The organism is Bartonella sp. Raccoon60 (assembly GCF_002022585.1).
GTDB classification, from domain to species: domain Bacteria; phylum Pseudomonadota; class Alphaproteobacteria; order Rhizobiales; family Rhizobiaceae; genus Bartonella; species Bartonella rochalimae.
Genome location: NZ_CP019786.1, coordinates 1,441,522 through 1,456,694, shown reverse-complemented (window position 1 = coordinate 1,456,694; position 15,173 = coordinate 1,441,522). Strand labels below are relative to the sequence as shown.

At 36.9% G+C, this 15,173-nt stretch carries 11 protein-coding genes and 1 pseudogene; 10 read left to right on the top strand and 2 right to left on the bottom strand.

Features of this window, described 5'->3' with window-relative positions; all coding sequences use genetic code 11:
- Positions 1-92 precede the first annotated feature (92 nt).
- The 3 genes from Bra60_RS06465 to lpdA are packed head-to-tail and all read left to right on the top strand — an operon-like array spanning position 93 to position 5,779.
- A complete protein-coding gene (locus tag Bra60_RS06465; RefSeq protein WP_078698170.1) occupies positions 93-3,092 on the top strand; it encodes a 2-oxoglutarate dehydrogenase E1 component in 3,000 nt (999 codons plus the stop codon).
- A 32-nt stretch (positions 3,093-3,124) separates the two neighbouring features.
- Entirely contained in the window at positions 3,125-4,339 is a 1,215-nt protein-coding gene (gene odhB, locus Bra60_RS06460) for a 2-oxoglutarate dehydrogenase complex dihydrolipoyllysine-residue succinyltransferase (protein ID WP_078698169.1), read from the top strand.
- 33 nt (positions 4,340-4,372) lie between these two features.
- The gene (gene lpdA, locus Bra60_RS06455) at positions 4,373-5,779 is read left to right on the top strand and encodes a dihydrolipoyl dehydrogenase (RefSeq protein ID WP_078688983.1); all 1,407 of its coding nucleotides are present in this window, start codon (positions 4,373-4,375) and stop codon (positions 5,777-5,779) included.
- 133 nt (positions 5,780-5,912) lie between these two features.
- On the opposite strand, the gene Bra60_RS06450 is transcribed toward lpdA, so the two are convergent.
- Positions 5,913-7,151 (bottom strand): saccharopine dehydrogenase family protein, encoded by a 1,239-nt coding sequence (locus tag Bra60_RS06450; RefSeq protein ID WP_078698168.1) that lies wholly within the window; start codon positions 7,149-7,151, stop codon positions 5,913-5,915.
- A gap of 56 nt (positions 7,152-7,207) precedes the next feature.
- A complete protein-coding gene (locus Bra60_RS06445) occupies positions 7,208-8,305 on the bottom strand; it encodes a carboxynorspermidine decarboxylase (protein WP_078688981.1) in 1,098 nt (365 codons plus the stop codon).
- A gap of 171 nt (positions 8,306-8,476) precedes the next feature.
- Between Bra60_RS06445 and Bra60_RS06440 the strand changes: the two genes are divergently transcribed.
- From Bra60_RS06440 to mnhG, 7 genes and pseudogenes are all read left to right on the top strand, one after another.
- The gene (locus tag Bra60_RS06440) at positions 8,477-8,965 is read left to right on the top strand and encodes a BA14K family protein (RefSeq protein ID WP_078689070.1); all 489 of its coding nucleotides are present in this window, start codon (positions 8,477-8,479) and stop codon (positions 8,963-8,965) included.
- A gap of 189 nt (positions 8,966-9,154) precedes the next feature.
- Positions 9,155-12,075: pseudogene (locus tag Bra60_RS06435) on the top strand (monovalent cation/H+ antiporter subunit A).
- Complete coding sequence (locus tag Bra60_RS06430; protein ID WP_078688979.1) at positions 12,075-12,416, top strand: Na+/H+ antiporter subunit C; 342 nt, start codon at positions 12,075-12,077, stop codon at positions 12,414-12,416. The pseudogene Bra60_RS06435 and the gene Bra60_RS06430 overlap by 1 nt, the downstream one beginning before the upstream one ends.
- The gene (locus Bra60_RS06425; RefSeq protein ID WP_078688978.1) at positions 12,416-14,035 is read left to right on the top strand and encodes a monovalent cation/H+ antiporter subunit D; all 1,620 of its coding nucleotides are present in this window, start codon (positions 12,416-12,418) and stop codon (positions 14,033-14,035) included. Before Bra60_RS06430 ends, Bra60_RS06425 begins: the two co-directional genes overlap by 1 nt.
- Positions 14,035-14,520 (top strand): Na+/H+ antiporter subunit E, encoded by a 486-nt coding sequence (locus Bra60_RS06420; protein ID WP_035006442.1) that lies wholly within the window; start codon positions 14,035-14,037, stop codon positions 14,518-14,520. Before Bra60_RS06425 ends, Bra60_RS06420 begins: the two co-directional genes overlap by 1 nt.
- Entirely contained in the window at positions 14,517-14,798 is a 282-nt protein-coding gene (locus Bra60_RS06415; RefSeq protein WP_078674055.1) for a K+/H+ antiporter subunit F, read from the top strand. The genes Bra60_RS06420 and Bra60_RS06415 overlap by 4 nt, the downstream gene beginning before the upstream one ends.
- The gene (mnhG, locus tag Bra60_RS06410) at positions 14,795-15,163 is read left to right on the top strand and encodes a monovalent cation/H(+) antiporter subunit G (RefSeq protein WP_035006444.1); all 369 of its coding nucleotides are present in this window, start codon (positions 14,795-14,797) and stop codon (positions 15,161-15,163) included. Before Bra60_RS06415 ends, mnhG begins: the two co-directional genes overlap by 4 nt.
- Positions 15,164-15,173 lie beyond the last annotated feature (10 nt).

Genomic DNA, 15,173 nt, shown 5'->3' with positions numbered 1-15,173 from the left:
AAAATAAAAACTTTTTTACAATTTTCCGATTCTTATTTTAAAAAGAAAAGCGGGTACATTAAGGAGACGGAACGAGTGTTCCGGAAAAGTATATGGCAAGGCAGGATGAGAAGAATGATCTTTTTACACAAACATCATTTTTATATGGTGGAAATGCCGATTATATAGATCAACTTTATGCCGAATATAAAAAGAATCCTACCAATGTTGATCGACAATGGTGTGATTTTTTTGAAACTTTTCAAGAGAGTAAAGAAGATGTGCTCAAGAATGCTGAAGGAGCGACATGGCAACGGGATCATTGGCCATTAAAAGAAAGTGGAGAGCTAGTTTCTGCTTTAGATAGTGATTGGTCTGCACTTGAGAAGCATTTTGGAGATAAATTAAAAGAGAAAGCAGCTGTTAATCCTGTACAAAATGGAAAAATGTCTCGCGAAGAATATATTATTCAAGCAACACGTGATTCTGTTCATGCGCTTATGATGATTCGTGCTTTCCGAGCTCGGGGGCATCTTCATGCACAACTTGATCCACTTAAACTGGCTGGAAATCGGGAAGACTATAGAGAGTTATCACCAGAAGCTTATGGTTTTAGTCCTGCTGATTACGAACGTCCGATTTTTATTGATAATGTTTTGGGATTAGAGTACGCAACCATCCCGCAGATGCTTGAAATCCTTAATCGTGCGTATTGTTCGACGATTGGTGTAGAATATATGCACATTTCAGATCCTGCTCAAAAAGCTTGGATTCAGGAACGTATTGAGGGGCCAGATAAACAAATTGCCTTCACACAAAAGGGTAAAAAAGCTATTCTTAATAAGCTTATAGAAGCTGAAGGTTTTGAGCAGTTTTTGGATGTAAAATATAAGGGCACAAAACGTTTTGGTCTTGATGGGAGTGAAGCGCTTATTCCAGCTCTTGAGCAGATTATTAAGCGCAGTGGTGCTTTGGGGGTACAAGAAATAGTTTTTGGGATGGCTCACCGGGGTCGTTTAAATGTTCTTTCTCAAGTTCTTGAAAAACCGCATCGAGCTATTTTTCATGAGTTTAAAGGTGGTTCTTATAAACCTGATGATGTTGAGGGATCAGGTGATGTAAAATATCATTTGGGGACTTCTGCTGATCGTGAATTTGATGGTAAAAAAGTTCATTTATCACTTTTGCCTAATCCATCTCATCTTGAGATTGTTGATCCAGTTGTGATTGGAAAGGCACGTGCTAAGCAAGATCAACTTATTGGTTATAATCGCACGGAGGTTGTACCGTTAAGTGAACGCTCGAAAATTTTACCGCTTCTTATTCACGGTGATGCAGCTTTTTCAGGGCAAGGTGTTATTCAGGAAACGTTTGGTCTTTCAGATTTGAGGGGTTACCGTGTTGCTGGTTCGATTCATGTGATTATCAATAATCAAATTGGATTCACAACTAATCCACGCTTTTCACGTTCGTCACCTTATCCATCAGATGTTGCGAAAATGATCGATGCACCAATTTTTCATGTAAATGGAGACGATCCAGAAGCTGTTGTTTTTGTAGCAAAAGTAGCAACGGAATTCCGTCAAATCTTCCATAAACCGGTGGTCATCGATATGTTTTGTTATCGCCGTTACGGACACAATGAAGGTGATGAACCTTCCTTTACACAGCCCCTTATGTATAAAGCGATTCGTAATCATAAAACGACAGTTCAACTTTATAGTAATCAACTAATAGCTGAAGGAGTCATTGATCCTCAAGAAGTTGAACAAAAGAAACAAATGTGGCGCGATAAGCTTGAAAGTGAATTTGAAGCGAGTGCTTCTTATAAACCTGATAAGGCTGATTGGCTTGATGGGAGTTGGACAGGTATTAAAGCTGCTAGTAGTAGTGATGAACAGCGCTATGGAATGACAGGTGTTGAATTAAAAACCTTAAAGGAGATTGGACGAAAACTTGTCGAAGTTCCATCAGATTTTCATATACATAAAACGATTCAGCGTTTTTTAAATAATCGTGTTCAAATGTTTGAATCTGGTGAGGGTATTGATTGGGCAACAGCTGAAGCTTTAGCTTTTGGTTCTTTGTGTTTAGAAGGATCACCGGTTCGCCTTTCTGGTGAAGATGTTGAACGTGGAACTTTTTCGCAACGTCACGCAGTTCTTTATGATCAAGAAAATGAAGCCCGTTATATTCCTTTAAATAATTTACAACAGGGACAAGCTATTTATGAGGTTGTAAATTCTATGCTTTCTGAAGAAGCTGTTCTTGGTTTTGAATATGGATATTCACTTGCTGAGCCACGTGGTTTAACACTTTGGGAAGCACAATTTGGTGACTTTTCTAATGGTGCTCAGGTTATTTTCGATCAGTTTATTTCATCCGCTGAGCGTAAATGGCTTCGTATGTCTGGTCTTGTGTGTTTATTACCTCATGGTTTTGAAGGACAAGGGCCAGAGCATTCTTCAGCCCGTTTAGAGCGTTTTCTGCAATTGTGTGCAGAGGATAATATGCAGGTTGCAAATTGTACAACTCCTGCAAATTATTTTCATATTTTGCGTCGCCAAATTAGACGTGATTTTCGTAAACCATTGATTTTGATGACACCAAAATCACTTCTGCGTCATAAACGAGCGGTTTCTTTTTTAAGTGAAATGGGGCCTGGAACAAATTTTCATCGCTTGTTACTTGATGATGCAGAATGCCTTAAAAGTTCTGTGATTAAATTACAAAAAGACAGCAAGATTCGCCGTGTTGTTCTTTGTACAGGTAAAGTTTATTATGACCTTTATGAAGAACGTGAAAAGAGGGGAATTGATAATGTTTATTTGTTACGTGTTGAACAGCTTTATCCTTTCCCGGCAAAGGCTCTGGTGGACGTATTGTCGCGCTTTCTAAAGGCAGAAATTGTTTGGTGTCAAGAAGAACCCAAAAATATGGGAGCTTGGTCATTTATTGAGCCTTATTTAGAATGGGTTCTGACTCATATTCGTGCACGTTATTCGCGTGCACGTTATGCTGGGCGTTCTGCAAGTGCATCGCCTGCGACTGGCTTAATGTCGAAACATCTTGAACAGCTTGCCGCGTTTCTTGAAGACGCGTTAGGTTCTTAATTTATTACTACTCTGACGTATGGAAAAATATTATGGCTACTGAAATCCGTGTTCCTACTTTGGGCGAATCAGTTACTGAGGCAACAATTGGCAAATGGTTTAAAAAAATTGGTGAAGCCGTAGCTATGGATGAGCCTTTGGTCGAGTTAGAAACTGATAAGGTAACTGTTGAAGTTCCTTCTCCTGTTGCTGGAAAGTTATCTGAAATCATTGCAAAAGAAGGTGATACAATTGAAGTGAATGCTCTTTTAGGAATGGTTGAAGCAGGAGCTGATGGTGTTTCTGTATCATCCGCACCACCTGCATCACCTTCTGTGATATCTACGCCGACATCTTCTCCTATGGCAGCGTCTGTATCGACTTCCTCTTTAGGAGGAACGATGCCTCCTGCTCCTTCAGCAGCAAAATTAATGGCTGAAAATAACATAGAGAAAAGTGATCTTTCAGGTTCTGGAAAGCGTGGACAGATTCTCAAGGGAGATGTTCTTAATGTTTTAGCGGGGACAAAAACATCAGCTTCTGTTTCTTCTGCTATATCTGTGGATACAGTGCACGAAGAGCGTGTTCGTATGACAAAGTTGCGTCAGACAATTGCACGCCGTCTTAAAGATGCGCAAAATACAGCAGCAATGTTAACCACATTTAATGAAGTTGATATGTCTACTGTTATGGATTTGCGTAAACGTTACAAAGATCTTTTTGAAAAAAAGCATGGCGTTAAGCTTGGCTTTATGGGCTTTTTTACCAAAGCTGTTTGTCATGCATTAAAAGAACTTCCTGCTGTTAATGCGGAAATTGATGGAACAGATATTGTTTATAAAAATTATGTTAATGCTGGGATTGCTGTTGGAACGGATAAAGGACTTGTGGTTCCGGTTGTTCGCAATGCAGATCAAATGTCAATTGCAGAAATTGAAAAAGAAATTGGTCGTTTAGGGCGCCTTGCTCGCGATGGAAAATTGGTGGTCGCGGATATGTTGGGTGGAACATTCACTATTACTAATGGCGGCGTTTATGGGTCATTAATGTCAACACCGATTCTGAATGCACCACAATCTGGTATTTTGGGAATGCATGCAATTAAAGAACGTGCAATGGTGGTCGGAGGACAAATTGTCATTCGTCCAATGATGTACTTAGCGCTTTCTTATGATCATCGTATTGTAGATGGGCAAGAAGCTGTTACTTTCCTTGTGCGTGTTAAGGAAAGTTTGGAAGATCCGGAACGTCTTGTTCTTGATTTATAAAAATACAGTTTTTGAGGATGAAAGGGGAGACAGATGTCTTATGATGTTGTTGTAATTGGAGCTGGTCCAGGTGGTTATGTGGCATCAATAAAAGCTGCTCAATTGGGTCTCAAAACTGCGATTATCGAAAAACGTGCAACATTAGGTGGTACGTGTCTTAATATTGGCTGTATACCTTCTAAAGCATTGTTACATGCTTCGGAATTATTTGCTGAAGCGCAACATGGTTTTGAAACGCTAGGTATTTCTATTTCTCAGGCTAAGCTTGATCTTGATAAGATGATGGCGCATAAAAAGGCTGTTGTAACAGCTAATACAAGTGGCATTTCTTTTTTGATGAAAAAAAATAAAATTGATACTTTTCATGGCACTGCAAAAATTTTAAGTGCAGGTCAGATTGAAATTCTTACCAAAGATGGCAATCAACACAAGATTGAAACAAAGAATATTATTATTGCTACAGGTTCAGATGTATCAGGTATTCCAGGTGTGAATGTGGAAATCGATGAAAAAGTGATTGTGTCTTCGACAGGAGCACTTGCACTTGAAAAAGTTCCTGCACGCATGGTAGTTATTGGTGCGGGTGTTATTGGCTCAGAGCTTGGTTCCGTGTGGAGTCGTTTGGGTGCTAAAGTTACTATTGTAGAGTTTCTTGATAAAGTTTTAGGATCGATGGACGGTGAAGTTTCACGACAATTTCAGAAGTTAATGGAAAAACAAGGGATTGAATATAAGCTTGGTGCGAAGGTAACAGCTGTGACTCAATCTAATTCAGTTGCTAAGGTAACTTTTGAAGCTGTTCGAGGTGGTGCTGAAGAGACTTTAGAAGCTGATGTTGTTTTGATTGCTACAGGACGCTCTCCTTATACAGAGGGGCTGGGTTTGGCTGAAGCAGGTGTTCAGATGGATGAACGCGGTTTTATTAAGATAGATGCACAGTGGCAAACTAATGTTCCAGGAATTTATGCGATTGGTGATGTTGTTAAAGGTCCAATGTTGGCTCATAAAGCTGAAGAAGAAGGTGTTGCCGTGGCTGAAATTTTAGCTGGTCAAAAAGGCCATGTTAATTTTGATGTTATTCCCAGTGTCGTTTACACACAACCAGAAATCGCTAGTGTAGGTAAAACAGAAGAAGAGCTTAAAGCAGCAGGTATTAGTTATAACATTGGAAAATTTCCTTTTATGGCAAATGGGCGTGCGCGTGCAATGCAAAAGAATGATGGATTTGTTAAAATTCTTGCTGATAAAAAGACAGATCAAGTTTTGGGTGGGCATATTCTTGGATTTGGTGCAGGTGAAATGATCCATGAAATTGCAGTTCTGATGGAATTTGGTGGTTCATCAGAGGATTTAGGGCGTTGTTGTCATGCACATCCTACTTTATCGGAAGCTGTGCGAGAAGCAGCTTTAGCGACATTTTCTAAACCTCTTCATACCTAAAGTTACTTTCTAACAAGATTCCATAGGTCTTTTTGAAAGCAGAATGGGAGAGTTTTTTCCCTTAATATCTTTATGTTTTGATAAAACCGCTTTTTTAAAGGCGGTTTTATTGTGTTTTCATTCCGTAAATAAATTAAAATTGTAATTTCTTATCGTCTTGTTGTTCTCTTACATAAGTTGGCAGTCCCATATGATCAAGATATTTTAGAAAAGGATGTGGCGGTAGTTCTTCTATATTCACCATAGTTTTAACATCCCATTCACCAGTAGCGATAAGCATAGCTGTTGCTGCTGCAGGAACTCCAGCTGTATAAGAAATTCCTTGTGCGCCAGTTTCATTAAAAGCTTGTTTGTGATCAGCTATATTATAGATGAATACTTCTCTTGGATTTCCATTTTTTGTGCCTTTAACAAGGTCTCCAATACAAGTTTTTCCTGTATAATTTGGTGCTAAAGAGGCAGGATCAGGTAAAACAGCTTTCACAACTTTTAAAGGAACAACTTCTTGACCTTCTGCTGTTTTGATAGGTTGTTCGGATAAGAGTCCAAGATTTTTAAGAACGGTAAAGACAGTAATATAACGTTCGCTGAAACCCATCCAAAAACGAATATTGGGAACATCAAGATTTTTAGATAATGAATGGATTTCGTCGTGTCCTGTCATATAAGCCGTTTGTTTTCCAACAACGGGTAAATCCCATTCATGACGGATTTCAAACATTTGATTAGAAGTCCATTTTTTATTTTGCCATGACCATACTTGTCCTGTAAATTCCCGAAAGTTAATTTCTGGGTCAAAATTTGTAGCAAACCAACGTCCATGGTTTCCGGCATTGATATCAATAATATCAATATCGGTAATTGTATCGAAATAGCTATCGCGTGCTAATGCTGCATAAGCATTTACAACACCAGGATCAAAACCTGCGCCTAAAATAGCAGTGATACCTGCTTTTTCGCATTCTTGACGTCTGGGCCATTCATAATTGTCATACCAAGGGGGTATTTCACAAATTTTTAAAGGATCTTCATGAATCGCTGTATCGATATAAGCGCATTTTGTTTCAATACAAGCTGAAAGAACAGACATATTAAGAAAAGAGGAGCCAACATTGATAACGATTTCGCATTTTGTCTTTTGAATAAGTTTGACAGTTTCTTCAACATCCATTGCGTTGAGTGTATGACTTTTGATAATGCCTTCTACTTTTGTAGCTTTTTTTTCTTGAATGGAAGCAATGATTGCGTCACATTTTTTTTGTGTTCGTGAAGCGATATGAATTTCACCGAGAAGATCATTGTTTTGGGCACATTTATGAGCAACAACTTGTGCAACACCGCCAGCACCAATAATAAGAACGTTTTTTTTCATTGTGGGTTCATCTCCTTTTAATACTGCTGCATGATGATTTTTATTTGTTGTGTTTGTTATGAAAGGCTATTTTTATAATCATTATAGCTAAATTGACGTTGAAGTGTTAAGGTCCCATTACATTCTTTAATGACAATAGCCGGCATTGCAACGCCATTAAACCAATTTTTTTTAACCATTGTGTATCCTGCAGCGTCTTGAAAGGATAATTTGTCACCTATCTTCAGGGGTTCAGGAAATTGAAATGTTCCAAAAATATCTCCAGCAAGACAAGATTTGCCGCAAACCATAATCTCATAAGGACCATGATTTGGTTCTAATTTGGCATTTTCACGGTAGATTAAAAGATCAAGCATATGTGCTTCAATTGAACTGTCAACAATGGCAAGATTTTTTTTATTATATAATGTGTCAAGAACGCTAACTTCTAAGGTAGTACTTTTGGTAATGGCAGCTTCTCCTGGTTCCAGAAAAACAGTTACACCATAGGTTTGAGAAAAATGTTTTAAGCGTTTTGCTAAATCTTCTAAAGGATAATTTTCAGCGGTAAAGTGAATTCCTCCACCGAGACTGATCCAATCAATTGCAACAAAGAGTTCTTTAAATTTTTCTTCAATGTGGTTAAGCATTTGATTAAAAAGATTAAAATCACTATTTTCGCAATTGTTATGGATCATTAAACCGTTAATGAGAGGTAAGGCTTCTTTAATAGCATCCTGATTCGTTTCTCCTAAACGGCTAAAAGGACGGGAGGGATTTGCAAGATCAAAATTTGATGCACTGATGCCTGGGTTTAATCTTAAGCCTCGTTGAATTGTTTTTGTCGTGTTAGCAAAGCGTTTCAATTGTTGAATTGAATTAAAAATGATTTTATCTGCATAACCACAGGCTTCGTCAATTTCATCATCGGCCCATGCAACTGAATAAGCATGGGTTTCTTTTCCAAATTTTTCTTTTCCTAAGCGGAGTTCATAAAGGGATGATGATGTGGTGCCATCCATATACTGGGACATAACATCAAAGAGACTCCATGTCGCAAAACATTTTAAAGCAAGTAAAACTTTTACTCCTGATATTGCTCGTAAGTGAGCAATAGTCTTCATATTTTTTATGAGTTTAGATTTATCGATAAGATAATAAGGAGTCCCAATCATTGGCTATTCGTTCTCGTTTGAAGGATCTTATTGTTCATATTAGCGTTTAGTACATATAGCAACAGAATGTCTCAAGGAAAAAATAGCAGTGAGAAAATCTATTTTCATTTGGTGGCAGTAAGAAGACTTTCTGTAATTTGGTTTTTATTCAATTGTTTTGAGATGTATGTTATGTTCATTATTAAAAACTTATATTCCATTTTGTCTATTGTAGCGATTGCCAGTATTTTTATTATAACAACCAATATTTCTAATATGGTGCATAAGAGTGGTGTTAAGGCAAAAGCAGTTGATCAGCTTTCTGTTCAAAATGATTCAGCTTTTTTGAAAGTTACTGGGCGTAAGGAACTGAATGGTTTTAAAGGTTATCGTCATTATCGGCATGGTTATCGTAAATATAATGACGGTTGGTGGTATCCTGAAAAAGCATTTGTTGCGTATACATCTTCAGATGTGAAAAATATGCCTCGAAAGATTATATCAGCCCAAAACGACAAATCGACGACTTCTTTTGTTCTAGAGGAAAAGAAGCTATGGAATATGAAGCAGCATATTGCGTATTGTAAAGCTCATTATCGTTCTTATACTCAAAGTGATAATAGCTATCAACCTTTCCATGGACCTCGCAAGCAATGTTTTTCCAGTTTTTTCAAAGGGTAAAGGATATAAGAGGTAAAAAACTTTGAAATATTTTATGTAGATTTTGTGTATGAAGTGATCATTTTGTGAGAATTCTTTACATTTTTAAGTTTTATTTAAATCTATTGTTATAAGTGTGAAAGGAAGAATGATTTTACATTTTTTATTTTGCCAATGATAGAATATTAAAAATAAAATGGAGTTCAGCTAATGACAACACGGGAAGCAATGTTAATATTGCTTGTTTTGCTTCCTTTTAGTGGTAGTTTTATCATTGGTTTTTTTCGTTCAACTGCTAGAAATAATGAAGCTTGGTTTGCTGGAGCTATTGCACTTTTTAGCCTTCTTTTGACAATTATGCTGTATCCAGCGGTTTGTAGAAACGGTGTCGTACGTTTAGATCTTTCTTGGCTTCCAGAATGGGGGGTTAATCTAACCCTCCGCATAGATGGTTTATCATGGCTTTTTTGCCTTTTAGTTACAGGGATAGGGTTTCTTGTTGTTGTTTATGCACGTTATTATATGAATCCAGCAGATCCAGTTCCACGATTTTTTTCCTTTTTTCTAGCCTTTATGGGGTCAATGACGGGAATAATTTTATCAGGAAATCTCGTATTTTTGGTGATTTTTTGGGAACTTACTAGTATTTTTTCTTTTTTATTGATTGGTTATTGGTACCATAATACCAGTGCGCGTGATGGTGCGCGTATAGCTTTAACAGTTACTGGTTTAGGCGGTTTTGCACTGCCGATCGGAGTTTTATTGATTGGCCATATTGTTGGTAGTTTTGATCTGGATAAGGTCCTAGAATCTGGAAATCTCATTCGGTCCAGTTCTCTTTATATTCCGATTCTTATTTGTATTTTATTAGGAGCATTAACAAAAAGTGCACAGTTTCCATTTCATTTTTGGTTACCCAACGCAATGGCTGCTCCAACACCTGCATCGTCTTATTTACATTCGGCAACAATGGTAAAAGCAGGTTTATTTTTGCTTGTTCGACTGTGGCCTGTTTTATCTGGAACAGACGTTTGGTTTTGGCTTATTGGTATTTCAGGATTAATAACATTACTTCTTGGTGCTTATTTTTCAATGTTTCAGCAAGATTTGAAAGGTCTGCTTGCTTACTCGACGCTTAGCCATCTTGGTTTGATTACTACGCTTTTGAGTCTTGACAGTCCCCTTGCCTGTGTTGCCGCGATCTTTCATATGGCTAATCATGCTACTTTTAAAGCGTCATTATTTATGGCAGCTGGTATCATTGATCATGAGACAGGTACGCGTGATATGCGTAAATTGACAGGCCTTTTTCGTTATATGCCTATTACAGGAACTCTTGCCTTAGTTGCGAGTGCTGCAATGGCTGGTGTGCCCTTGCTTAATGGTTTTTTATCAAAAGAAATGTTTTTTGCTGAAACAGTTGAAATCCATATGGAATCTTGGTTGAATCGGATTACACCTTATATAGCAACATTAGCTAGTTTGTTCAGCGTAACCTATTCTATACGCTTTATTTACAGTGTTTTTTTCGGACCTGAACCTGTTCATTTACTCAAAAAACCACATGAGCCACCACGCTTTATGCGTTTTCCAATAGAATTATTGGTTTTTATCTGTTTGGCAGTGGGTATTTTTCCTAATTTAACAATCGGATCTATTTTAGATAATGCCATAGTAGCTGTTTTAGGACCAACAACATTTTCTTATAATTTAGCTGTTTGGCATGGTTTTAATACTCCCTTAATTATGAGTTTTGTTGCTTTATCAGGGGGTGCATTGCTTTATATTTTAGGGTATCATTATTTTTTATCATGTAATGAGGGAGTGCCTCTTTTTCGTTCTTTAAAAAGATTACGTATTTTTGAGCGTATTTTTATGATTATTTTTTGGAAATGGCCATGTATAGCAGAATCTTTTTTATCAACACGTCGTTTACAAGTTCAGTTATGTTGGGTCCTTTTCGTGTGTTTTGCATTTGTTGGTCTTTTACTGTGGTGTGATGGGTTAATTTCAGCAGGTCCATTGCCACTTTTTCCTCTTGATTTTTCTTTTATTGTTATTTGGTTGATTGGCGGATTTTGTGCATTTTTAGTTGCTTGGCAGGCCAAGTTTCATCGTTTTGTATCATTAATGCTGTTGGGAGGCGCTGGTTTAATGACTTGTGCGACCTTTTTGTGGCTTTCTGCTCCTGATTTAGCGGTAACACAATTGGTTGTTGAAGTGGTGACGACAGTATTGTTACTTCTTGGTTTACGTTGGTTACCTAAGCGTTTGCATCCTTCTTCCTCTGTATCTGTTGGATCTTTAGTGTATTTACGTCGTGTTCGTGATTTTATCATAGCATTTGTCAGTGGTGCAGGTATAGCGTGGCTATCATTTGCGGTAATGACGCGTCCACAAAGAATGACAATTTCTGACTTTTTTCTTACACGGGCTTATTTTGATACTGGTGGGCGCAATGTTGTGAATGTTTTGTTAGTTGATTTCCGTGGTTTTGATACAATGGGAGAAATAGTGGTTTTAGGTGTTGTTGCACTGACTGTTTTTGCTCTTTTACGGCGTTTTCGTCCTGCACCTGAAAGCATAGCTCCTTTTCAACATCATATGCAGACGGTTTTTGATAAAGAACGGATTAATTATCAAGAGAGGGATACTTTATTAGATTATTTATTTATTCCTTCTGTTATTATGCATTGGCTTTTTCCTCTTATTATTACTTTTGCAATTTATCTATTTATACGTGGCCATAATCTTCCAGGAGGTGGATTTGCTGGAGGTATTACTTTGGCAATAGGATTTATTTTACAATATCTTGCTACTAATATTCGTTGGGTGGAAAGTCATTTAAGGGTTTTGCCTTTGCGTTGGATGGGTTTCGGTTTGTTATTATCGGTAGCAACAGGGGGGTAGGTTCTTGGTTTTTTAAATATCCTTTTTTAACATCTTTTTTTCAATATATGAATCTTCCTTGGGTTGGAAAAATTCCTATTGCATCTGCTTTTTTATTTGATTTAGGGGTGTTTTCTCTCGTGATGGGCGCAACTATCCTTATTTTAATTGCAATTGCACATCAATCCATTCGCGTTTATCGAATTAGTAAAAAACCTAATTTGAAAAAAGGAGAAAGTTAGTGGAAGTTGTTCTTTCTTTAGGTATTGGTGTTCTCGTTGGATCCGGTATTTGGCTGCTTTTACGTCCACGAACTTTTCAGGTTATTCTTGGTTTGTCGTTAATTTCTTATGGCATAAATCTTTTTATTTTTTCAATGAGCAGGCCTCGTAGCAATGCAGCCCCTATTGTTGATCCATCTCGTGCGATCAATCCAGCAAACTATGCTGACCCTCTTCCGCAATCTTTGGTTTTGACAGCGATTGTAATTGGTTTTGCAACGACAGCTTTATTTCTGGTTATTCTCTTGGTGTCACGTGGCTTAACAGGTTCGGATCATGTTGATGGACATGAGGCAAAGTGATGGAAATTTGGTTACAGCATCTACTTATTTTGCCTATTCTTTTGCCATTAAGTACTGGAGCACTTCTTCTTTTCTATGATGAACGTAATTCACAGCTTAAGTCACTTATTAGTCTCTCTTCTGCGGGTTTATTGATTGTTATTTCTATTTTATTGTGTCTACGTACTCTTGAAATAGCGCCGGCTTCAGATGTTTATCAACTTGGTAATTGGCCCTCTCCTTTCGCTATCATTTTGGTTCTTGATCGCTTAAGTGCTTTGATGCTTTTACTTTCAAGTGTATTGACTGCTGCTACGTTTATTTTCTCACAAGCTTATTGGTATAAGGTAGGTCCCCATTTTCAGTCATTGATGCAATTTTTGATAGTAGGCATTAATGGTGCTTTTTTGACAGGTGACTTATTCAATTTATTTGTATTTTTTGAAGTTATGTTAACTGCTTCTTATGGGCTTGCTTTACATGGATCAGGTCAATCACGCGTTCGTGCTGGTATGCATTATATAGTGATTAATCTTTTTGCTTCATTTTTGTTTTTAACTGGTACGGCTCTAATTTATGGAATAGTGGGCACGCTTAATATGGCTGATTTGGCGGTTAAAATAAGATATATCGCTTCTACGGATATTGTTTTATTTGAAATAGGTGTAGCCCTTTTAGGTGTTGCTTTATTGCTTAAAGTTGGTCTGTGGCCACTTAATTTTTGGTTGGTACCAACTTATTGTGCAGCAGCGGCTCCCGTGAGTGCTTCTTTTGCGATTTTGAGCAAGGTGGGTATTTATGTTATTTTACGTTTAACATTGTTATGGTTTGGTCCTGAAAGTGGATATTTTACCCATTTTGGTTCTACGATTTTATTTTATGGTGGGCTTGCGACTTTAACTTTTGGTTTTATTGGAGTGTTGGCTAGTCAAGTTTTGGGTCGTTTAGCGGCTTATAGTGTTCTTGTATCTTCTGGAACAGTGTTAACAGCAATTGGGACTGGAAATACACTGTTAACAGCGGGTGCGCTTTTTTATATTGTTTCTTCAACTTTAGCCTTGGGAGCTTTTTTTCTTTTGGTAGAATTAGTTGAGCGTGATCAGGACGTCACCACTGATGTTTTAGATGTTACAACGGAAGTGTATAATGATGAAGAAGAGGAAGAAGAAGATAAAGTAGGTACTTATTTACCGGTAACTTTGGCAATTCTTGGTGCTTGTTTTGCTATTTGTGCTATTTTAATTATTGGATTACCTCCTTTATCTGGTTTTATTGCAAAATTTATGATGATTATGGCAATTTTAAATCCCAAAGAAGGGAATTCTGCCGCATATATGCCAGTTTTACAGGATTGGCTTTTTGTAATTTTTATTATTATTTCCGGTTTTGCAACTTTAATTTCAATGACAAGAGCCGGTATTCGAATTTTTTGGGTTTCTCTTGAAGGTAAAATTCCACGTGTGCAAGTAATCGAATTTACACCTATTGCTGCTCTTTTAGTTTTGTGTTTTGTTGCAACAATAATGGCTGGACCTGTTAGCCATTATATGTATGAAACTGCTAAAGTTTTACACTCTCCTAAAAATTATATCAGTAGTATTTTAACTGATTTTTCTCTAAAAAAGATGGAGAAAAATTGATGAATCGCTTCTTTGCATATCCTTTTTTTAGTTGTGCGATTGTTTTAATGTGGGTGATTTTAAACGGTTTTAATTTAGGCCAATTTCTTTTAGGCATTGTTATTGCTTTGTTCAGTAGTTTAATGATGCAGCTTATTGAGATGAAAACAGCCACCATTAAGAGTTGGAAAGCGGTTTTTCTATTATTATTCCGGGTATTTATAGATTCTATCTCTTCAAATATTTCAGTAGCTTGGTTTATTTTAACAAAAAGGCGTAAAAAACAAAAATCTGGTTTTGTTGTTATTTTTCTAGCGCTTGAAAGTCAAGTTGCCTTAGCTATTTTAGCATGTATCTTGGCAGTTACTCCAGGTACTGTTTGGGTTGCTTATAATAGCAAAAATAATCAACTTTTAATTCATGTCTTAAATTTAATAGATGGAAATGATTATGAACAGTTGATCAAGCAGCGATATGAACAATTGCTTTTGGAGATTTTTTCATGAGTATGGTTATTCTTTATTGGGGACTTTATCTTTCACAGTTTTTTTTAAGTTTGGCGATGATTCTAGCATTGTTTCGACTGGTTCGTGGTCCAAGAGCACAAGATCGCATTGTTGGTTTGGATGCTCTTTATATGACTGCTATCCTTTTATTTCTGACGTTTGATATTCGTTCAGGAACAACTATTTATTTTGAAGCTGTTCTCATTATTAGTCTTTTAGGTCCTATATCGAGTATTGCTTTGGCAAAATTTTTAATGCGTGGAGAAATTATTGAATGAAAGATGATATTTCACTTTGGAGTGCTCTTATAATTAGCTTTTTTTTAATACTGGGATCTAGTCTTACTCTCATTGGAACAATAGGGCTTGTACGTTTTTCTAATTTTTATGAACGTTTGCATACATCTTCATTGAGTACAAGTTGGGGAGGAAGCAGTATTATTATTGCTTCTTTTTTTTATTCAATACATGTGGATCATGTATTTGTTATTCATGAGATATTGTTGATGATTTTTTTGTTTATGACAACACCAATAACCTCTATGTTGTTGTCACAAACAGCAGTTCATCGAGATCAATCAAAGGATTTTTTAAAAGAACCACTTTCTCTTTTATTTCATAATCATAAAAAGAAGAAATCGTGAAATTTAGACG

Bases quoted from the DNA above. Each gene is read 5' to 3' on its own strand.
- Bra60_RS06465 (WP_078698170.1), top strand. From the start codon at position 93: ATGGCAAGGCAGGATGAGAAGAATGATCTTTTTACACAAACATCATTT.
- odhB (WP_078698169.1), top strand. From the start codon at position 3,125: ATGGCTACTGAAATCCGTGTTCCTACTTTGGGCGAATCAGTTACTGAG.
- lpdA (WP_078688983.1), top strand. From the start codon at position 4,373: ATGTCTTATGATGTTGTTGTAATTGGAGCTGGTCCAGGTGGTTATGTG.
- Bra60_RS06450 (WP_078698168.1), bottom strand. From the start codon at position 7,151: ATGAAAAAAAACGTTCTTATTATTGGTGCTGGCGGTGTTGCACAAGTT.
- Bra60_RS06445 (WP_078688981.1), bottom strand. From the start codon at position 8,305: ATGATTGGGACTCCTTATTATCTTATCGATAAATCTAAACTCATAAAA.
- Bra60_RS06440 (WP_078689070.1), top strand. From the start codon at position 8,477: ATGTTCATTATTAAAAACTTATATTCCATTTTGTCTATTGTAGCGATT.
- Bra60_RS06425 (WP_078688978.1), top strand. From the start codon at position 12,416: ATGGAAATTTGGTTACAGCATCTACTTATTTTGCCTATTCTTTTGCCA.
- Bra60_RS06420 (WP_035006442.1), top strand. From the start codon at position 14,035: ATGAATCGCTTCTTTGCATATCCTTTTTTTAGTTGTGCGATTGTTTTA.
- Bra60_RS06415 (WP_078674055.1), top strand. From the start codon at position 14,517: ATGAGTATGGTTATTCTTTATTGGGGACTTTATCTTTCACAGTTTTTT.
- mnhG (WP_035006444.1), top strand. From the start codon at position 14,795: ATGAAAGATGATATTTCACTTTGGAGTGCTCTTATAATTAGCTTTTTT.